Annotated in this window: 19 protein-coding genes; 12 read left to right on the top strand and 7 right to left on the bottom strand. The window is 70.0% G+C overall.

Annotation, left to right across the window (positions count from 1 at the left end):
- Positions 1 to 145: 145 nt before the first annotated feature.
- The 6 genes from C8E96_RS03925 to C8E96_RS03900 all read left to right on the top strand — a co-directional run bounded on the left by C8E96_RS03925 (position 146) and on the right by C8E96_RS03900 (position 7,983).
- On the top strand, positions 146 to 1,996 hold the full coding sequence (locus C8E96_RS03925) for a methylmalonyl-CoA mutase subunit beta (protein WP_091383958.1): 1,851 nt from the start codon (positions 146 to 148) through the stop codon (positions 1,994 to 1,996).
- The gene (scpA, locus tag C8E96_RS03920; protein WP_091383957.1) at positions 1,993 to 4,173 is read left to right on the top strand and encodes a methylmalonyl-CoA mutase; all 2,181 of its coding nucleotides are present in this window, start codon (positions 1,993 to 1,995) and stop codon (positions 4,171 to 4,173) included. Before C8E96_RS03925 ends, scpA begins: the two co-directional genes overlap by 4 nt.
- Positions 4,166 to 5,164 (top strand): methylmalonyl Co-A mutase-associated GTPase MeaB, encoded by a 999-nt coding sequence (gene meaB, locus C8E96_RS03915; protein WP_091383956.1) that lies wholly within the window; start codon positions 4,166 to 4,168, stop codon positions 5,162 to 5,164. Before scpA ends, meaB begins: the two co-directional genes overlap by 8 nt.
- Before the next feature lie 34 nt (positions 5,165 to 5,198).
- A complete protein-coding gene (locus tag C8E96_RS03910) occupies positions 5,199 to 5,459 on the top strand; it encodes a hypothetical protein (RefSeq protein ID WP_091383955.1) in 261 nt (86 codons plus the stop codon).
- A 187-nt stretch (positions 5,460 to 5,646) separates the two neighbouring features.
- Positions 5,647 to 6,951 (top strand): M20 family metallopeptidase, encoded by a 1,305-nt coding sequence (locus C8E96_RS03905; RefSeq protein WP_091383954.1) that lies wholly within the window; start codon positions 5,647 to 5,649, stop codon positions 6,949 to 6,951.
- Positions 6,952 to 7,080: 129 nt separating this feature from the next.
- Positions 7,081 to 7,983: an endonuclease domain-containing protein gene (locus tag C8E96_RS03900; protein ID WP_091383953.1), complete on the top strand. Its 903-nt coding sequence runs from the start codon at positions 7,081 to 7,083 to the stop codon at positions 7,981 to 7,983.
- 70 nt (positions 7,984 to 8,053) lie between these two features.
- Here C8E96_RS03900 and C8E96_RS03895 read toward each other — a convergent pair whose 3' ends face one another.
- Both C8E96_RS03895 and C8E96_RS03890 read right to left on the bottom strand, forming a co-directional pair.
- Positions 8,054 to 8,623 carry an AMIN-like domain-containing (lipo)protein gene (locus C8E96_RS03895; RefSeq protein WP_228770348.1) on the bottom strand — a complete coding sequence of 190 codons (570 nt, stop codon included), beginning with the start codon at positions 8,621 to 8,623 and terminating at the stop codon, positions 8,054 to 8,056.
- A gap of 97 nt (positions 8,624 to 8,720) precedes the next feature.
- The gene (locus C8E96_RS03890; RefSeq protein WP_091383952.1) at positions 8,721 to 9,182 is read right to left on the bottom strand and encodes a gamma-glutamylcyclotransferase family protein; all 462 of its coding nucleotides are present in this window, start codon (positions 9,180 to 9,182) and stop codon (positions 8,721 to 8,723) included.
- Positions 9,183 to 9,309: 127 nt separating this feature from the next.
- Between C8E96_RS03890 and C8E96_RS03885 the strand changes: the two genes are divergently transcribed.
- On the top strand, positions 9,310 to 10,713 hold the full coding sequence (locus C8E96_RS03885) for an NAD(P)H-quinone dehydrogenase (protein ID WP_091383951.1): 1,404 nt from the start codon (positions 9,310 to 9,312) through the stop codon (positions 10,711 to 10,713).
- A 77-nt stretch (positions 10,714 to 10,790) separates the two neighbouring features.
- Here the strand turns inward: C8E96_RS03885 and C8E96_RS03880 are convergent, their stop codons facing one another.
- Positions 10,791 to 11,795 (bottom strand): serine hydrolase, encoded by a 1,005-nt coding sequence (locus C8E96_RS03880; RefSeq protein WP_091383950.1) that lies wholly within the window; start codon positions 11,793 to 11,795, stop codon positions 10,791 to 10,793.
- A 205-nt stretch (positions 11,796 to 12,000) separates the two neighbouring features.
- Between C8E96_RS03880 and C8E96_RS33075 the strand changes: the two genes are divergently transcribed.
- The 3 genes from C8E96_RS33075 to C8E96_RS03870 all read left to right on the top strand — a co-directional run bounded on the left by C8E96_RS33075 (position 12,001) and on the right by C8E96_RS03870 (position 13,170).
- Entirely contained in the window at positions 12,001 to 12,138 is a 138-nt protein-coding gene (locus C8E96_RS33075; RefSeq protein ID WP_166657866.1) for a hypothetical protein, read from the top strand.
- 139 nt (positions 12,139 to 12,277) lie between these two features.
- Entirely contained in the window at positions 12,278 to 12,670 is a 393-nt protein-coding gene (locus C8E96_RS03875; RefSeq protein WP_091383949.1) for a hypothetical protein, read from the top strand.
- 83 nt (positions 12,671 to 12,753) lie between these two features.
- Positions 12,754 to 13,170 carry a hypothetical protein gene (locus C8E96_RS03870; protein WP_091383948.1) on the top strand — a complete coding sequence of 139 codons (417 nt, stop codon included), beginning with the start codon at positions 12,754 to 12,756 and terminating at the stop codon, positions 13,168 to 13,170.
- Between the two features lie 40 nt (positions 13,171 to 13,210).
- Here C8E96_RS03870 and glpK read toward each other — a convergent pair whose 3' ends face one another.
- Both glpK and C8E96_RS03860 read right to left on the bottom strand, forming a co-directional pair.
- The gene (gene glpK / locus C8E96_RS03865) at positions 13,211 to 14,725 is read right to left on the bottom strand and encodes a glycerol kinase GlpK (protein WP_091383946.1); all 1,515 of its coding nucleotides are present in this window, start codon (positions 14,723 to 14,725) and stop codon (positions 13,211 to 13,213) included.
- Between the two features lie 28 nt (positions 14,726 to 14,753).
- Positions 14,754 to 15,497, bottom strand: coding sequence for an MIP/aquaporin family protein (locus C8E96_RS03860; protein ID WP_091383945.1), 744 nt, complete (start codon positions 15,495 to 15,497; stop codon positions 14,754 to 14,756).
- Positions 15,498 to 15,797: 300 nt separating this feature from the next.
- Here C8E96_RS03860 and C8E96_RS03855 point away from each other — a divergent pair, with 300 nt between their 5' ends.
- Positions 15,798 to 17,459, top strand: a complete 1,662-nt coding sequence (locus C8E96_RS03855; protein ID WP_228770358.1) for a glycerol-3-phosphate dehydrogenase/oxidase — start codon at positions 15,798 to 15,800, stop codon at positions 17,457 to 17,459.
- Here the strand turns inward: C8E96_RS03855 and C8E96_RS03850 are convergent.
- On the bottom strand, positions 17,456 to 18,076 hold the full coding sequence (locus C8E96_RS03850; RefSeq protein ID WP_091383941.1) for a TetR/AcrR family transcriptional regulator: 621 nt from the start codon (positions 18,074 to 18,076) through the stop codon (positions 17,456 to 17,458). The genes C8E96_RS03855 and C8E96_RS03850 overlap by 4 nt on opposite strands.
- Before the next feature lie 65 nt (positions 18,077 to 18,141).
- Here C8E96_RS03850 and C8E96_RS03845 point away from each other — a divergent pair, with 65 nt between their 5' ends.
- Complete coding sequence (locus tag C8E96_RS03845; protein ID WP_091383940.1) at positions 18,142 to 19,038, top strand: alpha/beta hydrolase; 897 nt, start codon at positions 18,142 to 18,144, stop codon at positions 19,036 to 19,038.
- Here the strand turns inward: C8E96_RS03845 and C8E96_RS03840 are convergent.
- Positions 19,035 to 20,216, bottom strand: coding sequence for a PPE domain-containing protein (locus C8E96_RS03840; RefSeq protein ID WP_091383938.1), 1,182 nt, complete (start codon positions 20,214 to 20,216; stop codon positions 19,035 to 19,037). The two genes, C8E96_RS03845 and C8E96_RS03840, sit on opposite strands and share 4 nt — an antisense overlap.

The following is a 20,216-nucleotide window of genomic DNA, read 5'->3' as shown; positions in this document are numbered from 1 at the left end:
TGGGTGGACACTGCGCCATTGTCGCCGAAACTTCCGGCTCGGCGGTGGCGAAAGCTGACAAGACCCCGGGCGTTTTGTGAATCGCGATTAGCCTCACAACGTCCTCGCCTGGTGTTGACGCTCGGTTTCCGTAGCATTTCTGGGCATGACATCCCCCACTGCGAGGGCGAGCACGGTGCCGGACGACTTGGTTCTGGCGGGCGAGTTCGCCGACGCCGCCCGCGAGCAGTGGCAGGACCTTGTCGCGGGCGTGCTCCGCAAGTCAGGTGCCCTGCCCGAGGAGTTCGACGGCGCGGTGGAGTCGCTGCTCGCGACGACCACGTACGACGGCATCGTCCTTGAGCCGCTCTACACCGCCGAGGACGCGCCGCCGCCCGCCGGATTCCCCGGTCTGCCGCCGTATGTGCGCGGCGGCAAGCCCCAGGGCAACGTCGCGACCGGGTGGGATGTGCGCCAGCGGCACACCGATCCTGACCCCGAGTCCGCCCGCAAGGCGGTGATGGCGGATCTGGAGAACGGCGTCACCTCGCTCTGGCTGACGGTCGGCGGCAGCGGGCTTCCCGTCTCCGCCCTGGCCGACGTGCTGCAGGACGTCTACCTGGACCTCGCGCCGGTCACCCTCGACGCGGGCGCCGACTTCCGCGCCGCAGCCGACGAACTGCTGCGCGTGCACGCCGACAAGGGCATCCCCGCCGGTGAGGTCAAGGGCAACCTGGGTGCCGACCCCATCGGCCACCACGCCCGCACCGCGGCGGGCGCCGACCTCGACGGAGCCGCCGCGCTCGCGGTCAAGGTCGCCGCCGAGTACCCGGCCCTGCGCTCGATCGTGGTCGACGGCCTGCCCTTTCACCACGCGGGCGGGTCCGACGCCGAGGAACTGGGCGCGTCCATCGCCGCCGGTGTCGCCTACCTGCGCGCCCTCACCGACGCCGGGCTCGGCGTCGAGGCCGCCGCCGCGCAGCTGGAGTTCCGCTACGCCGCCACCGCCGACCAGTTCCTCACCATCGCCAAGTTCCGCGCGGCCCGTCGACTCTGGGCGCGCGTCGCCGAGGTCACCGGGTTCACCGCGCCGCAGCGCCAGCACGCGGTCAGCTCGCCGGCGATGATGACCAGGCGCGACCCGTGGGTGAACCTGCTGCGCACCACGCTCGCCTGCTTCGGCGCGGGCGTCGGCGGCGCCGACTCGGTCACCGTGCTCCCGTTCGACGCCGCGCTCGGCCTGCCCGACGGCTTCGCCCGGCGCATCGCCCGCAACACCCAGTCGGTGCTGCTCGACGAGTCCAAACTGGCCGGTGTGATCGACCCGGCGGGCGGCTCCTGGTTCGTGGAGCGGCTCACCGACGACCTGGCCCGCGCCGCGTGGGACTTCTTCACCGAGATCGAGCGCGCGGGCGGGATCGTCGCCGCGCTCGACACCGGCGTCGTCGGTGACCGGCTCGCCGCCACCTGGGCGGCCCGCTCGGCCAACATCGCGAATCGGACCGACGCGATCACCGGCGTCAACGAGTTCCCGAACCTCGCCGAGAAGCCGATCGTGCGCGATCCGGAGCCCGCCGCGCCGACCGGCGGCCTGCCGGTCATCCACTACGCCGAGGCCTTCGAGGAACTGCGCGACCGTTCCGACCGGACACTCGCCCAGACCGGTGCCCGGCCCAAGATCTTCCTCGCCACACTCGGACCCGTCGCCGCGCACACAGCGCGGGCTTCCTTTGCCGCCAACCTGTTCCAGGCGGGCGGGATCGAGACCGTCGCCGGACCGGCTGAGGACTTCGCGGCGAGCGGTGCGACCATCGCGTGTGTCGCCGGGACGGACAAGGCCTACGCCGCCGATGCGGCCACGGTCATCGAGACCCTGAAATCAGCGGGCGCCCAGCGCGTCCTGTTGGCAGGCAAGCCGAACCCGGAATTGTCCACTGTGGACGAGTTTGTGTTCGCGGGCTGCGACGCGCTGGCCGTTCTGCGAGCTACCATGGAGACGTTGGGAGTCAAGGCATGAGCATCCCCGATTTCTCCGGAATCGACCTGGGCGGTCCCGCCGCGGGGTCGGCGGCCGACTGGCAGGCGGCGCTGCACGAGGCCACCGGCAAGGGCGCCGACGCGCTGTCCTGGGACACACCCGAAGGCATCGGCATCAAGCCGGTGTACGGGGCCGAGGACCTCGAAGGCCTCGACTTCCTCACCACGTACCCGGGCATCGCGCCGTACCTGCGCGGCCCGTACCCGACGATGTACGTCAACCAGCCGTGGACCATCCGCCAGTACGCGGGATTCTCCACCGCCGAGGAGTCCAACGCCTTCTACCGCCGCAACCTCGCGGCAGGCCAAAAAGGACTGTCGGTCGCGTTCGACCTGGCCACCCACCGCGGTTACGACTCCGACCACCCGCGCGTGGCCGGTGACGTCGGCATGGCGGGCGTCGCCATCGACTCGATCTACGACATGCGCCAGCTCTTCGACGGCATCCCGCTGGACAAGATGAGCGTGTCGATGACGATGAACGGCGCGGTGTTGCCCGTTCTCGCGCTCTACGTCGTCGCGGCCGAGGAACAAGGCGTGGCGCCGGAAGCGCTCGCCGGGACCATCCAGAACGACATCCTCAAAGAGTTCATGGTCCGCAACACCTACATCTACCCGCCGCGGCCGTCGATGCGGATCATCTCCGACATCTTCAGCTACACCTCGCAGCACATGCCGAAGTACAACTCGATCTCCATCTCCGGCTACCACATGCAGGAAGCCGGGGCGACCGCCGACCTGGAACTGGCCTACACCCTCGCCGACGGCGTGGAGTACATCCGGGCCGGTCGCGACGCGGGCATGGACGTCGACCGGTTCGCGCCGCGGCTGTCGTTCTTCTGGGCCATCGGCATGAACTTCTTCATGGAGGTCGCCAAGATGCGGGCCGCCCGCCTGCTCTGGGCGAAACTGGTGAAGGGCTTCGAACCGAAGTCGTCGAAGTCGCTGTCGCTGCGCACGCACTGCCAGACCTCGGGTTGGTCGCTGACCGCGCAGGACGTCTACAACAACGTGATCCGCACCTGCGTGGAGGCCATGGCCGCCACCCAGGGCCACACGCAGTCGCTGCACACCAACGCCCTCGACGAGGCACTGGCGCTGCCCACCGACTTCTCGGCGCGCATCGCCCGCAACACGCAGCTGCTGCTGCAGCAGGAATCCGGCACCACCCGCGTCATCGACCCGTGGGGCGGCAGCGCGTTCGTCGAGCGGCTCACCTACGACCTCGCGCGCAAGGCGTGGGGCCACATCAGCGAGGTCGAGGCCGCCGGCGGCATGGCGCAGGCCATCGACGCCGGCATCCCCAAGCTGCGCATCGAGGAAGCCGCGGCGCGCACCCAGGCTCGCATCGACTCCGGCCGCCAGCCGGTCATCGGGGTCAACAAGTACCGGGTCGAGACCGAGGACCACATCGACGTCCTCAAAGTCGACAACAAGGGCGTGCGCGGGCAGCAGATCGAGAAGCTGCGCAGGCTCCGCGAGGAACGCGACTCCGACGCCGTCGAGAGCGCCCTGAACGCCCTGACCAACGCCGCCGACGCCGGCGGCAACCTGCTCGAACTCGCCATCGACGCGGCCCGCAAGAAGGCCACGGTCGGTGAGATCTCCGAGGCGCTGGGCAAGGTCTGGGGACGCCACTCCGCGCAGATCCGTACGATCTCCGGTGTGTACCGCGATGAGGTCGGCCAGTCGTCCACTGTGGACGACGCGCGCGCTGTCGTCGACGCGTTCGCCGAGGCGGAGGGCCGTCGTCCGCGCATCCTGGTCGCCAAGATGGGCCAGGACGGGCACGACCGCGGCCAGAAGGTGATCGCCACCGCGTTCGCCGACCTCGGCTTCGACGTCGACGTGGGCCCGCTGTTCTCCACCCCGGACGAGGTCGCGCGCCAGGCCGTCGAGGCCGACGTGCACATCGTCGGGGTCAACTCCCTCGCCGCCGGTCACCTCACGCTGGTGCCCGCGCTGCGCGAGGAGCTCGCGGCACTGGGCCGCGACGACATCATGATCGTGGTCGGCGGCGTCATCCCGCCGCAGGACTTCGACGAGCTGCGCGCCGCGGGCGCGGCGGCGATCTTCCCGCCCGGCACGGTCATCGCCGACGCGGCTGCCGAACTGCTACGCAAGCTCGCTGAGCAGCACGGGCACTCGCTTGGGTAGAAGAATTGATGTCGGCGAGTACGCCAAGGGTGTGCTCGCCGGCGACCGGGGGCTGCTCTCGCGGGCCATCACGCTGGTGGAGTCCAAGCGGGCCGACCACCGCGCGCTGGCCCAGGAGCTGCTCGTCGAGCTGCTGCCGCACGCGGGCGGGGCGCACCGGGTCGGCATCACCGGCGTCCCCGGCGTGGGCAAGTCGACGTTCATCGACGCGCTCGGGTCGAACCTGACCGCCGCGGGCCACCGGGTCGCGGTGCTCGCCGTCGACCCGTCGTCGACCCGGACGGGCGGCAGCATCCTGGGCGACAAGACCCGGATGTCACGGCTCGCGGTCGACCCGGCGGCGTTCATCCGGCCCTCGCCCACGTCGGGCACGCTCGGCGGCGTGGCCAAGGCGACCCGCGAGACCATCGTGCTGATGGAGGCGGCCGGCTACGACACCGTGCTCGTCGAGACGGTCGGTGTCGGGCAGTCCGAGGTCACCGTGGCCAACATGGTCGACTGCTTCCTGTTCCTGACCCTGGCGCGGACGGGCGACCAGCTGCAGGGGATCAAGAAGGGCGTCCTGGAGCTGGCCGACGTCATCGCGGTCAACAAGGCCGACGGCGACCACGCGCGAGAGGCCCAGAAAGCCGCCCGAGAGCTCGCTGGGGCGCTCCGGCTGCTGCGCGCGCCCGAGGGGGCGTGGACTCCGCCCGTGCTGACTTGCAGCGGCCAGGAGAACCTGGGGCTCGACACGCTCTGGGAGCAGATCGAGCTGCACCACAAGACGCTGTCGGAGTCCGGCGAACTGGCCGACAAGCGGCGCCGCCAGCAGGTCGACTGGACGTGGTCGATGGTCCAGGACACCCTTCTCGGCCGACTTCACGACCACCCGGCCGTGCGCGCGCTGGCCCCGGACCTGGAACGACAGGTCCGCGACGGCGAACTGACCGCCACCCTGGCCGCCGAACGCATCCTTGCGGCCTTCGCGGAGCGTGAGCGGTCCGACTAATCTGGTGACGACTTCCCACCTTTGGAGGGCTCGGATGCCGGTGACCAGGCTGTTGCTCGGACTTCTGCTCAGCGCGCTAGTCGTGCTTGGCGCGGCCCCGACGGCGGGCGCCGAACCCTGGGCGCAGCCGACCGACAGCGTCGCGCCGACCGGGCCGACCCTGGAGCCCGCGCCCACCGAGGAAGATGCGGCACGTTCGAAGAACAAGCTCGTGATCGGGCTGACCGCGGCTGTCCTCTTGGGAATCGTGATCTACGGCAACCGGGTGCGGGCCAAGCGGCGCAAGAAGGGATGACCGCAGCTCAGCGCCGGTAGACGGTCCTTCGTCTTGATCATCGAACTGCCCGGCCGAACACCGGGTGCCGTTCGTCGCAGGGTCACTACCGGCGGTCTTGCGATGTGGTCGCCGTAACGGATCGTGGCGGGGGATGATGCACTATGGGACAGGAGATGGAAACCGAAACGACAGCCGGAGGGGTCGCGTGACTCTGCTGGACTCGCGACCCGAACTCCCGTCGGAGGGTGGTCGCAACGGACACCTCGCCGTCTCCGGAGAGGATTCAGCCGTGCTGATCACGTCCAGTGGGGTCACTATGCCCACTGTGGAGGATCTCGCGGCCGGGCGTGGACCTGCCTGGCTCGACCAGTGGCTCGACGCCAACGCGTCCGACGTCTTGGCGTGGTTCCGGCATCTCCACGAGCACCCGGAGCTGTCCCGGCAGGAGTTCGCGACCACCGAGCTGGTCGCCGGACTGCTCAAGTCCTTCGGCCTGCAGCCTGAGCTGCTCCCCGCGGGCAACGGCCTGATCTGCGACGTCGGCGAGGGCGACCGCTGTGTCGCGCTGCGCGCCGACATGGACGCGCTGCCGATGACCGAGGCCACCGGCCTGCCCTATGCGGCCAAGGTCCAGGGCGTCTGCCACGCCTGCGGCCACGATGCCCACACCACGATCCTGCTGGCCACCGGCATCGCCCTGGCGTCCGCGCCCGAGCTGCCCGGCCGGGTCCGGCTGATCTTCCAGCCCGCCGAGGAGGTCATGCCCGGCGGCGCGCTGGAGGTCATCGACGCGGGCGGCCTCGACGGCGTCGACCGCATCTTCGGCCTGCACTGCGACCCGCGCCTGGAGGTCGGCCGCATCGGCACCCGGGTCGGCGCGATCACGTCGGCGACGGACCTGCTGGAGCTGCGTCTCACCTCGCCGGGCGGCCACACCTCGCGCCCGCACCTGACGGCCGACCTGGTCCACGCTCTCGGCACGGTCATCACCGGGCTCCCGGCCCTGCTGTCCCGCCGCATCGACCCGCGCTCCGGCACCGTCCTCGTGTGGGGCGCGGTCCACGCGGGCGAGGCGGCCAACGCGGTCCCCCAGGACGGCGTCCTGCGCGGCACCCTGCGCACCGGCGACCACGACGTCTGGGCCGATCTGGAGCCCATTGTGGCGAGCCTGGTCGAGTCCCTCCTGGCCCCCACGGGCGTCGGCTTCGAACTGATCCACACCCGTGGCGTGCCCCCGGTCATCAACGACCGCGAGAGCACCCAAATCCTCCGCGCCGGCATCGAGTCCGCCCTCGGCCAGGACGCCCTGGCGGGCACCAAGCAGTCCTCCGGCGGCGAAGACTTCGGCTGGTACCTCGAAAAGGTCCCCGGCTCCTTCATGCGCCTCGGCGTCTGGTCCGGCCAGGGCCCCATCCACGACCTACACCAGCCAACGTTCCAATTGGACGAACGCGCCCTCCTAACCGGCATCCGCACCATGACCCACACCGCCCTAACCGCCCTCTCCTAACCCGCGAGTCGCCCCTCCAGGCAAACGAGTCGCCCCGTCCGGCAAGCGAGTTCAACATTCGCGACGGAGTTATCCACAGCGGGGCCGAGGGGTGCTGACAGCGGCGGGTCGGGTGGCCACAGTGGATACATGATTGATCATCCGTATGGCCTGCATGGCGTGTTCCGGCGGGATGACCTGGTTCGCGAGATGGGCTTGACGGCCGTCCGGGCGTTGCTGACTACTGGGCAACTCACGGCGTTCTCTAGAACGATCCTCGTGGATCGGCGCCGGGCGCTGGACTTTCCAACCAGAGCTGCCGCCGCCCTGTCGTGGGCAGGCGACGAGACGGTGCTGACCAGCCACACGTCAGCCTGGCTCCATGGGTGCACGGCGGCTGATCAAGGCACGATCCACGTGCTTTCCAGCTACGACCGGCGGGCGCGGAAACGACCGGGGATCGCATTCCACAATGGATCGCTCGACACCATCGGCATCGGCAGAATCCATGGACTGCGTGTGGTCGACCTAGCCTTCGCTATCGCGGAAATCCTGTGCGCCGCACCGCGAGCGACAGCCCTGGCCTGTGCCGATCAGGCATTGGCGCAGGCGTCGGATCAGGACAGGAAGGGTGTCCACGACGCAATCGGGTACCGCCTCGACACTCGCGCGGACTCACGCGGGCGCTGGCGCGCTTGGGCCCTGTTGGATCTCGCGACCGGCAGGCCCGAATCGCCCGCGGAAAGCGCTCTCCTCTTGGCTGTTGTCGATGGAGGGCTCCCGGTCCCGGTCGCACAGCATCCGATCCTCGACATCGATGGCCGAGAGCGTTATCGACTGGACTTCGGCTGGCCGGACCCGAAGATCGCGCTGGAATACGACGGATACGCCGCACACGAGGGTCGGCTGCAGCGCGACGCGGCCCGCGATCTTGACCTCGCTCGGCGAGGCTGGTTGGTGATCAGGGCGACCGCAGCCGATCTGCGTGACCCTTCGCGGTTCATGAGCGAACTCCGGGTGGCGTTTGCCGCCCGGAGATTCGCCTGTGCCTGACTCCGTGTCTGAATGTTGAACTCACTTGCCGGTAGGGGCGACTCGTTTGCCTGGAGGGGCGACTCGCGGGTTACCAGAAGTGGGCTACGTCGATTACCAGGCGGGAGCCGCCGTCGGGGTTGTTGAGGGTGAAGGCGCGGAACGGGAGGCGGGCTCGGACGCCGAGACCGATGGTGGTCTGGCCTTCGAAGCTGCCCGCGTACGCGACCTGGCGGAACGTCTGCCAGCCCGCGACGTTGACGAGTTCGTTGCGGTTGGCCGGGTTGTACGTCGAGTTGCCGGACCCGTCGTACGCGGGCGCGATCGCGACGATCTGCAGCTTGGCGCCGCCGCGCAGGGGCACGACGTGGCCGGAGCCGTCCTGGGTGACCTGGCTGACGTACTGGACGCGGTAGCCGTCGGCGCCGCCTGCGCGCATGTCGATGACCAGCCGGTCCCAGCAGTAGTGCCTGCCGCCGCGTACCCCGACCAGGGGCGCGACCTCGGTCGATGACGCGGTCTTCGCCAGGGAGCCCCAGCTGATCCCGCAGTAGCCCTCAGTCGCCGCCGCCGACGACGGGCCTACTACCGCGACCGCGGCCGCCGCGCCGAGGGTGACCGCCAGAGTGGTCAGTCGCTTGGTCCATCTTCGAGCCTTCATCGCCATCTCTCCTCGCACCGGCCGAATCGTTCGGCGAGCGTCTGACCGTGATTTCGGTCATATCCGAGAAGACGTGTGGCGGTCCCGCTGGTTGCGGTCAGCCGCCGTTTGTCGGGCCGATTCCGTCGCATGGCCGAACCCGCAGGTCGGCGACGTAGTCCGCGGGCGCCCCGGCGGCTTCGGCCGCGTCGGCGACCACCCCGAGGTACCGGGCCGATGGCAGGCCGCCCTCGTAGGCGTCGAGGACGTAGAGCCAGGCGAGCACGGAGCCCTCCAGGGTCTGCACCCGCAGCCTGATTTTGGAGTGAAGGCCCAGTTCAGAGCCCTCCCACCGGTCGAGCAGCGGCTCGTCGTCGGTGACGTCGTAGAGCACGACGAACACCTGCGAGTCCGGGTCCTCGACGATGGTGGCCAGGGCGCCTTCCCAACCGAGGTCTTCGCCTCCGAAGGTCAGCCGCCATCCCACCAGCCATCCGGTCCCCGCCATCGGCGAGTGCGGGGCTCGCTGCATCATCTGGGCCGGGTCCATGTTCGACCCATAAGCGGCGTATAGCGGCACTCCGACAGCGTAGCGACACAACGGATCATCGGCAGGGAAGCCGGGCCTTTTCCATCCGACCAGATGTGACCTGCGTCCCGCGCGTACCGTATTCGCGGACGTCAGCGCGCATATGAGGAGGACGCACGTGAGCCGGATCGTGATCATGGGTGGAGGTCCCGCGGGTTACGAGGCGGCCCTGGTCGCGGCCCAGCACGGCGCCGATGTCACCGTGGTCGAGCGGGACGGCCTCGGCGGGGCCTGCGTTCTCTACGACTGCGTGCCGTCGAAGACCTTCATCGCCTCCGCGGGCGCCCGCTCGGCCTTCCGCGACGCCGATGAGCTGGGGATCGGCGTCGAGGACGTCGACTCCTCGGTCAACCTGCCGGTCGTGCGCGGCCGGGTGCGCGGGCTCGCGCTGGCCCAGTCCGCCGACATCCGCAACCGCATCCAGCGCGAGGGCGTGCGCCTGCTGACCGGCTACGGCCGCTTCTGCAACGACCGCCCCGGCATGGCCGCCCACCGCGTCGCCGTGACCACCAACGAGGGCACCGAAGAGGTGCTCGACGCCGACGTCGTCCTCATCGCCACCGGCGCGAACCCGCGGGTCATCGCGGGCGCCGAGCCGGACGGCAAGCGGGTGCTCGACTGGCGCCAGATCTACGACCTCCCCGAACTGCCCGAGCACCTCGTGGTCGTCGGCTCCGGCGTGACCGGCGCCGAGTTCGCCTCCGCGTTCATCGAGATGGGCGTCAAGGTCACCGTCATCTCCAGCCGCGACCGCGTCCTGCCGCACGAGGACGCCGACGCCGCCGCCGTGTTGGAGGACGTGTTCTCCGAGCGCGGCACCACGCTGGTCAAGCACGCGCGCGCCGAGAAGATCGAGCGCGACGACACCGGCGTCAAGGTCCACCTCAAGGGCGGCGAGATCGTCGAGGCGTCGCACGCGCTGATGACCGTCGGCTCGGTGCCCAACACCGGCGACATCGGCCTGGACAAGATCGGCATCGAGCTGGGGCCGGGTGGCTTCATCAACGTCGACCGGGTCTCGCGCACCAGCGTTCCCGGCGTCTACGCGGCGGGCGACTGCACCGGGGTGCTGATGCTGGCCTCGGTCGCGGCCATGCAGGGCCGCATCGCGATGTGGCACGCGCTGGGCGAGGGCGTCGCGCCGATCAAGCTCAAGACCGTGGCCGCCAACGTCTTCACCCACCCGGAGATCGCGACCGTCGGCATCAGCCAGCAGGCCATCGACTCCGGCGAGGTGCCCGCCCGCACCGTCATGCTGCCGTTGGCCACCAACGCCCGAGCCAAGATGGAGGGCCTGCGGCGGGGTTTCGTGAAGCTGTTCTGTCGTCCGGCGACCGGTGTGGTCATCGGTGGCGTGATCGTGGCGCCGAGCGCGAGCGAGCTGATCCTGCCTATCGCGCTCGCGGTTCAGAACCAGCTGACGGTGGACGACTTGGCGCTGACCTTCTCGGTGTACCCGTCGCTGTCGGGTTCCATCACCGAAGCGGGTCGCCAGCTGATGCGTCACGACGACCTGGACTGACGGGCTGAGCCGCCTCCCCGGATGCCACGACGCGTTCAACCTGGCGGCCCGGTCGCCCGGGCCGCCAGGTCGCCGGGTCAGCCGCCGTTGGACGGGTGGTACTGGGGAACGCTGAACGTGCGTGCGCTCGGGGTGCTGACCGGGGGCACCGAGTCGAGCAGGGTCCGGCCGATCACCTGACGGGCCCGCAGCGCCGGGTGGGTGGCGCTGTAGTTGTCCTTGTTCGCCGTGGCGTCCCCGGCGAACTGCCCGGAGGCGAACAGGGCGAACGTGATGGCCGCCTTGCCCGCGGTGTCGAAGACGATGCCCGCCTCGTTGCGGCCGTCGGCGAACCAGCCCGCCTTGGTCGCCACCCGCACCCGCTCCGCGGAGCTCATGTTGAGCCGGATGCCGTCGGTGAACGAGGTCAGCGAGCGCAGCACCTTCAGCATGTGCGCGCTCGACGTGGCCGAGAGCAGCGTCCCGTCGACGAGCCGCTGCAGCATCGTGTGCGTCTCACGCGCGGTCGTCTTGCCCAGGTAGAACCGGTTGGGGTTGGCGACCGGCTTGACCTGCGTGTGGACGAAACCCTTGGCGCGCAGGATCTCGTTGAGCTCGGCGGCCGGGACGACCAGCCCGCACAGGCGCACGGCGGTGTTGTCCGAGACCGTCAGCAGGTTGGCCAGGACGTGCCCGAGGGTGACCGAGCTCGGGTAGGCGCCGTCGTAGCCGAAGATGCCGTCGCCGTCGTGGCTGACGATGTCCGCGGTGACGTCGACGCGCTGGTCCAGGGTCAGCAGACCCCGGTCGACCTTGTCGAGCACGGCCGTGGCGACAGCGATCTTGTTGACGCTGTACGCCTCGACGACCTCGTCGGCGCGCGCCGCGACGGCGGGAGCGGCCTCCCCGGTCACGGTGATGAAGGACGCCCAGGTGCCGGCGGCCTTGGTCGTCTCGCGGTCATAAGCAGATTTGATCTTGGAGCAGGCCTGCGCTGCCGTGGCAGGAGTGCTCGCCGACGCCTGTGTGGTGGCGCCGACCCCCAGTGCGGTGGCGCCGACTACGGCGCCGAGGCCCAGAGCGGACCTTCGTGTGACGTTCATGATCCGAGTAAACCAGAATGTGATTTACCGACATGGCGTTTGGTGTGAACCCAGCCGAGCCCGCAGATTGACACTGTCCGTCATGACGGCGTCGAGGGGCCTGCGAGAACGGGTGAACATCGCCGGATTAGCTGGGGTTCGACCTACTGAGGCGGTACGTCTGATAGCCCGGGCCAAAACAGGCCCGGAATCCCTTGGAGGCGCGATGTCTCGCCGAATCGAATGTCCCGAATGCCTGGGCTCGGGTCTGGCCCCCAACCGCCGCGACTTCTGCCCGCGCTGCGGCGGGATCGGCCAGATCCCGCGCCTTGCCGGATTCAGCCATACGGCGATCCGCAGATAGCGCTCTGCGGAACCACGAGCCCGCCGGTCGCGCGCCGCGGAAGGAGCGGTGCGCGACCGACGGGCAGACAATCCAGAAAGCGGCAGGCCGCTGACGAGTGGCCCTACTTTGCCGTCTTTCCCCGCCGGACACTTGGCCTGTGAGCGTCCCAGTGGCATTTCGGGTGGCGTCGGTCCTGCTGTGGTTCACCGCGCTCGGCTTCGGCCTGCCCTGTGTCTGGGTGATCAGGAACCTGCTCACCGGGCGGGGCTTGCCGATCCTGTTCGGCTTCCACGCCTACGGCGGCGGACCGTTCGAGCGTTGGGGTCCACGCGGCATGGCCGTGATGCTGTTCGTGTTCATGCTGGTGTGCGGGGTGGAAGGGGTAGCGGGCTGGCTGCTGTGGGGTGGCCACACCGCGGGCGCGGTCCTGGCGCTGGCCCTGCTCCCGGTGGGGGCGTTGTTCTGGTGGGGTTTCGCGCTGCCGATCCCGCCGCTGCTCGCACTCGTCCGGACGGCCCTGATCCTGCTGAACTGGCGCGCTTTGAAGTGACGACTCCTGGTGTCCGGTAACGATGATCATCGGGCTCGTCCGAGGGCGCCGTCAGTCCCGGGTCGGGTACGGCGGACGCGCCCGTGGGCGGCGAGTCGAAGAGCACGACCGCGACCTGGGGCGAGCGGTACACCTGGCCCGATGGTCTCGCCGTCGAGGTCAGTGCGCCGAAACCGTGCAAGCCGAGTGAGTATTCGATGCCGCAGAAGACCGAGCGTGCCGTGAAGATCACTCTTCTCGTCACCAACGGCACCGAGGAGCCGTTCAACGCGGGCGTGCTCTCAGTCGGCGGCGACGCCCAATTCGCGGGCAGGAAAGCCGAAGCGGTCTATGACTCGGGCGGCGAGTGCGGTGGCGGCATGGATTCGGTGACCGTGTTGCCCGGCAAGACGTTCGAGATGTCTCAGGCTTTCGCGGTCGGTGCCCAGCCGGGTGAGTTGCAGGTCGTCCTGCAGCCGAATTTCGGTGCGGCGAAAGCAATATTCGTGGGGCAGGCGTAAGGGGGCCCGGGTCGGATCATCCCGACCCGGGCCCTGGCACTCAGTCGTCCTGCTCGACCCAGTCGAAGGTGCGAGTGACCGCCTTCTTCCACTGCCCGAACGTCTTCTCGCGCGCCTCGTCCGCCATCGCCGGGGTCCATTCCTTGTCCTTGGCCCAGTTCTTGCGGATGTCGTCCTCGCTTTCCCAGAACCCGACCGCGAGACCGGCCGCGTACGCCGCGCCCAGTGCGGTCGTCTCCGCGACGACCGGGCGGATCACAGGGACGCCGAGGATGTCGGCTTGGAACTGCATCAGCAGTTCGTTGCCGACCATGCCGCCGTCGACCTTGAGCGCGGTCAGCGGCACGCCGGAGTCGGCGTTCATGGCGTCGATGACCTCGCGGGTCTGGAAAGCCGTGGCCTCCAGGACCGCGCGCGCGAGGTGGCCCTTGTTGACGAACCGGGTCAGGCCCACGATCGCGCCGCGGGCGTCGGAGCGCCAGTAGGGGGCGAACAGGCCGGAGAACGCGGGCACGAAGTAGCAGCCGCCGTTGTCCTCGACCGTGCGCGCGTGCTCCTCGATCTCCGCCGCCTCGCTGATCATCCCCAGGTTGTCCCGGATCCACTGGACCAGCGACCCGGTGACCGCGATCGAACCTTCGAGCGCGTACACCGGCGCCTGGGTGCCGATCTTGTAGCAAACCGTTGTGAGCAAACCGTTCTCGCTCATCACCTGGTCCGTGCCGGTGTTGAGGAGGACGAAATTGCCGGTGCCGTAAGTGTTCTTGGCCTCCCCCGGCGACAGACACGCCTGGCCGAAGGTGGCCGCCTGCTGGTCGCCGAGGATTCCGGCGATGGGGACACCGGCGAGCGCGCCGCGTTCGCGGACCTTGCCGTACTCCTCCGACGACGACCGGATCTCCGGCAGCATCGACAGCGGAACGCCCATCTCCGAAGCGATGTCGGCGTCCCACGACAGCGTCGACAGGTCCATCAGCAGGGTCCGGGAGGCGTTGGTCGGGTCGGTGACGTGCGTGCCGCCGTCGACGCCGCCGGTCATGTTCCACAGCACCCAGGTGTCCATGTTGCCGAACAGCAGGTCGCCCGCCTCCGCCTTGGCGCGCGCGCCGTCGACGTTGTCGAGGATCCAGCGGATCTTGGGGCCGGAGAAGTACGTCGCCAGCGGCAGGCCGGTCTTCGCCCGGTAGCGCTCCTGGCCGTCGCCGAGGTTGCCGAGGTCGGTGGCGATCCGGTCGGTCCGGGTGTCCTGCCAGACGATCGCGTTGTACACCGGCTCGCCGGTCTTGCGGTCCCACACGACCGCGGTTTCGCGCTGGTTGGTGATGCCCACCGCCGCGATGTCGGAGGCGTGCAGGTCGGCTTTGGCGAGCGCGCCCGCCGCGACCGCCCGGGTGTTCTCCCAGACCTCCTTCGGGTCGTGCTCGACCCAGCCCGCCTTGGGGAAGATCTGCTTGTGTTCGCGCTGGTCGACCGCGACCACCTCGCCCGCGTGGCTGAAGATCATGCAGCGGGTGGACGTGGTGCCCTGGTCGATCGCGGCCACGTACTTGGTCATCTGTGTTTCGCCCTTCGTAGCTGATCGATCAGGAAGGCAGGATCTGCGAGAGCAGGCCCGCGAGCACGGCGCCGACGATCGGGCCCACGACGGGAACCCACGAGTAGTTCCAGTCCGCGCCGCCCTTGTTCTTGATCGGCAGGATCGCGTACGCGATGCGGGGGCCGAGGTCGCGGGCCGGGTTGATGGCGTAACCGGTGGGGCCACCGAGGGAGGCGCCGATGCCGATGACGACGAACGCCACGGCCGCGTAGCCCAGGGCGGAGTTGCCGAACTGCGGCACGCCGCCCTCGTTGGTCATGGTGGGGCTGGTGAGGATCCAGAAGACCAGCACGAACGTGCCGATGATCTCCGTGACCAGGTTCCACGCGTAGTTCGGCACCGTCGGGCCGGTGGAGAAGATCCCGCGGGTGTTCTCGGGCTCGTCGTGGGTGTCGAACTGCAGCTTGTAGGCCGCCCAGGCCAGCACCGCGCCGAGGAAGGCGCCCACGAACTGGCCGACCAGGTAGGCCGGGACCTTGTCCCACTCGAGCTTGTCCGCCGCCGCCAGCCCGAGCGTGACCGCCGGGTTGATGTGCGCGCCGGTCGGGTTGGCGATGCTCGCGCCGACGAACACCGCGAAACCCCACCCGATCGTGATCAGTAACCAGCCGCCCGCGAATCCGAGCGACTTCTTGAGCACCACGTTCGCGACGACACCGCAGCCGAGCAGTATCAGCGCCGCGGTGCCCATCAGTTCCCAAAGGACTATCTCGCCGAAGTTGAGGTCCATGGCTGATCTCCCTCTCGCTCCCAGTAGCGAAGGGGCAGGCAGCCGAGTTGCCTGGCACGGGCGCGGCGGCGATGCCTACCCTGAGGGGTTCGGACGCTACCCGTGGGCGATGTGGGCTGTCCATCAGTCGAATGCCCCAGCGGTCCGAACGCGGTAGCGTGATCGTGGTCGTGTTTGCCCGCGTGATCAGGGAGGCGGACCGTGGCGACTCGCAAGCCAAGAACGGCCGAAAATCGTTCCGATTCGGACCCGTTCGGCGGCAGACTCGACGCCGCCGCCCGCGAGCACGCCTGGGAGCGCCTGGGCTCGGACCCGTTCGACGTGGTGATCATCGGCGGCGGTGTCGTGGGCGCCGGGGCCGCGCTCGACGCGGCCACCCGGGGGCTCACGGTCGCGCTGGTCGAGGCGCGCGACCTGGCGTCCGGGACGTCGAGCCGGTCGAGCAAGCTCTTCCACGGCGGTCTGCGCTACCTCGAACAGCTGGAGTTCGGCCTGGTCCGCGAGGCCCTGCGCGAACGCGAGCTGATGCTGACCCTCCTCGCGCCGCACCTGGTGAAGCCGGTCAGCTTCCTCTACCCGCTCACCAAGCGGATCTGGGAGCGCCCGTACACCGCCGCGGGCCTGCTGCTCTACGACAGCCTGGGCGGCGCCCGGTCGGTGCCCGGGCAGAAGCACCTGACCCGCGCGGGGGCCCTGCGGATGGTGCCCGCCCTCAAGCGCAACGCCCTGATCGGCGGCATCCGCTACTTCGACGCCCAGGCCGACGACGCCCGCCACACCATGACGGTCGCGCGCACCGCCGCCCACTACGGCGCGGTGATCAGGACGTCCACCCAGGTCGTCGACTTCCTGCACGAGGCCGACCGGGTCCGCGGTGTCCGCGTCCGCGATGTGGAGAACGGCCGCGAAGTGGATGTCAGCGCCAACGCGGTGATCAACTGCACCGGCGTCTGGACCGACGAGCTGCAGCGGGTCTCGGGCAGCCGCGGCCGCTTCCGGGTGCGCGCGAGCAAGGGCGTGCACATCGTGGTCCCGCGCGACCGGATCGTCTCGGAGTCGGGGCTGATCCTGCGCACGGAGAAGTCGGTGCTGTTCGTGATCCCGTGGCGCAACCACTGGATCGTCGGCACCACCGACACCGACTGGAACCTCGACCTCGCGCACCCGGCGGCGACCAAGCGCGACATCGACTACATCCTCGACCACGTCAACTCCGTCCTCGCGACCCCGCTCACCCACGCCGACATCGAGGGCGTCTACGCAGGGCTGCGCCCGCTGCTGGCGGGCGAGAGCGAGGAAAGCTCCAAGCTTTCCCGCGAACACGCGGTCGCCCGCGTGGCGCCGGGCCTGGTCGCCATCGCGGGCGGCAAGTACACGACGTACCGGGTGATGGCGGCCGACGCGATCGACGCGGCCTCGGTGGACCTGCCGGGCAGGCTCCAGCCGTCCATCACCGACCGGGTCCCGCTACTGGGCGCCGACGGCTACCACGCGCTGGTGAACCAGGCGGACCTGCTCGCTGCCCGGCACGGGCTGCACCCCTACCGGGTCCGGCACCTGCTCGACCGGTACGGCTCACTGGTGCACGAGGTGCTCAACCTGGGCGCGGGCAGGCCGGAACTGCTCAAGCCGCTGGACTCGGCCCCGGACTATCTGAAGGTGGAGATCGTCTACGCGGCCAGCCACGAGGGCGCCCTGCACGTGGAGGACGCGCTGGCTCGCCGAACCCGCATCTCGATCGAATACCCCCACCGGGGAGTGGACTGCGCCAGGCAGGTCGCGGAGCTGATGGGCGAAACCCTGGGCTGGTCACCGGAGGACGTGACCCGCGAGGTGGACGTCTACCTGTCCCGTGTGGAGGCCGAACGCGACTCCCAAACCCAACCCGACGACCAGGCCGCCGACGCGACCCGGTCGGCGGCTCCGGAGGCTCGGCCGCACTTGGTGGAGCCGGTGGTCTAGGCGGCGTTCAAGCCGGCGAGCAGGGCCCTGAGCGCGCCGAGAAACTCCGCCTCCGGCTCACTGCCGCGCGCCGACTCCGCGATCCCGGCCAGACAGGGGTACCGCGAGCCCTCTGCCTGAATCCGTTCGATCACGTCCCCAGCGGGTTCCACGGCGAGCGGACTCGTCAGTTCGGCCTGCGCGAACCCGCCCACCATCCCGATCACGGCGCGGAAGGCGACCAGCAGGTCCGCGCCGGTGCGCCCGCCGCGGGCCAGCGCGCAGGCGAGTGCCTCCGACACGTCGAGGACCGCGGCCGAGCGGCTGCGCCGGGTGAGGATCAAGGGAATGGCCTGCGGATGCGCCCGAGCGGCCTGCCAGAGCGCGCAAGCGATCCCCTCGACGTCGACCCTCCAGTCATCGGACGGCTCCGGCAGCCGCACGCTCGCGGTGACGGCGTCCACGACGAGCAGGTCGAGGTCGGCCCGGTGCTCGACGTGGTTGTAGAGGGTCATCGGGCCGGTGCCGAGCCGCGCGGCGAGTGAGCGCATGGTCAGCGCGGCGAGGCCTTCCTCGTCGACGATCTCGAGGGCGGCAGCCTGCAGCCGCTCGCGGGAGAACTTGGGTGGGCGCCCCATGGCACTTGACCTCCTTCGAGCCGCCATCCTATATTTAAGTACAACGTACTTAAACGGAGGCCTCGATGACCGAGCAGACCTATTTCCTCTCCGCGGGCGAACGGTGCGCGGCCTGGGTGACCCTGCCCGCCACGCCGGGGCCGCACCCGGTCGTCGTGCTGGTCCACGGCGGTGGGGCGGTGCATGACATGAAGCTGCCGGACTACGAGGCCGCGTTCAGCGCGGCGGGGCTGGCCGTCGTGGCATTCGACTACCGGCACTTCGGCGCCTCCGAGGGCGAGCCGCGCCAGCTCATGAGCGTTCGGCGGCAGCTTCAGGATGTCGACGCGGCCCTGGCGTTCGTGGCGTCACGGCCGGAACTGGACTCCGACCGGGTGGCCCTGTGGGGAACCTCGTTCGGCGCCAACCATGTGCTCACCGCGGCCGCGCGCCACCCGGAGCTGGCCGCGGCCGTGGTCCAGTGTCCGATCGTGCGCGGCCGGGCCGTGGCCTTCGCGTCCGGGTGGCGCACCATCGCGGCGCTCTTGTGGCCGATCGTGTCGGACCTGCTGCGGATCATCACCCGCAGGCCGCGGCGCTACGTGTCGCTCGCGGCCAAGCCGGGCGAGCTCGGGTTCGTGACGGTGCCGGGCGCCTACGAAGGCTGGCACGCCGTGGCCCCGGCGGACTCGGCCTTCGACAACCGGATCGCCGCCGCCTCGGCGCTCGGCGTGCTGGTCTACGACGCTTCCCGCCGGGCGCCGGACATCGGCTGCCCGCTGCTGGTGTGCGTCAGCGACAACGAGACGCTGATCGACGTCTCGCTGGTGGAGCGGGTAGCTGACCAGGCGCCCCACGGCGAGATGATCAACTACCCGGCCGACCACTTCGAGGTGTACTTCCCGCCGCTGTTCGACCGGATCGTCGGCGACCAGATCGCTTTCCTGGCAAGGCATCTGCGGGTGGCGACACCCGCGCGCTAGCCGCCGATCACGTTGGGCGGCAGGTGGTGATCCTCCCCGTCCACCACAACCGACTCGGTCACCTGCTCGACCGACCCAAGGTCACGCCGCCGTCCGGAGACATCCCGGCTCGGCGTCGACTCCGTCTCGGCGAACCACTGGCTGGACCCGAGTGCCTCAGTCCCGAAGCGCCGCAGCGCCGGCTTGTCGGCGGTCGTCGGCGCGGCCCCCGTGGGTGAGACCGGGGCGCCGGTTCCGCCCGTGCCCGCCATCGGCGCGGCGGCAGGCGTCCCGGCGAGGTCGCCGATTGCCGTGGGGGCAGCGGGAACCGCCGGTGTGGCTCGGGCCGAGCTGCGGCCGTCCCGGGGCTTTGAACCAGGACCGGGACTCGGAGCCGCTCCGATCGCCGGGTGCGCCTCCATCGGCGCCGCCCCCGACGAGATACCCGGGGACACCGCTCGCCGGGCGGGCTCGGCTTCCAGCGTCGCGCCCGAGAGGACGACACCCTGGTTGCCCGCCACCTCGCGGACATGCGGGGAGTGGTGCCCGCGCGGCTTGTCGACGACCGAGGGCAGCGCGCCCGCGACGGCCGACGCGATCGTCGACACGACAGCGGACAGGCCGATGCCCTGCCCGCGGTTGCTGTGCCGGTCCCGACCGCTGTCGAGCAGCTCCGCGGGCTGCTCGAACGCCGACAACGCGGTCAGGTTCACCGCGGTGGCCTCCTCGTAGGCGGCCATCACCTCGAACGCCCGCAACTCGCCGCTCGACTGGGCGGCCTCGATGGGCTCCGGGTCGGTCTGCGCGCCGACGACCTGGATCGCGGGTGCGATCGTGGGGTCCGGCTGCTGCTGGGGGAGGTCCTGGGGCACGGGCATGTCGGCTCGCGCCTTGGCGACGTAGTCACCCTGGTTCTCCACCGCGGTCCGCATCTCGGCCGCGGACTCCCCGGCGGCGGTCGCCCAGGCGGCCAGTGGGGCGAGCCGCTCGTAGGCCCGGCCCGCCGCCCGGCCCACCCAGGTCGCCCCGGAGCTGTCGAGCGCCGTGGCGAGGTCCTGGCCGACGTCGGACAGGGTGCTCGCCAACTCGGCCCACCGGCGGCCCGGGTCGGCCGACGCCTGCGCGCCCGGACCCTCGTGTAAGAGGCGGTAGAGCTCTTCGTGGGTGAAGCCGCGCCAGCGCTTGGTCTGCTCGGTCAT

This window comes from Actinokineospora alba (genome assembly GCF_004362515.1).
Lineage (GTDB): Bacteria > Actinomycetota > Actinomycetes > Mycobacteriales > Pseudonocardiaceae > Actinokineospora > Actinokineospora alba.
Note: the sequence above shows the minus strand (reverse complement) of the source record. Positions and strands in the feature narration are given on the sequence as shown.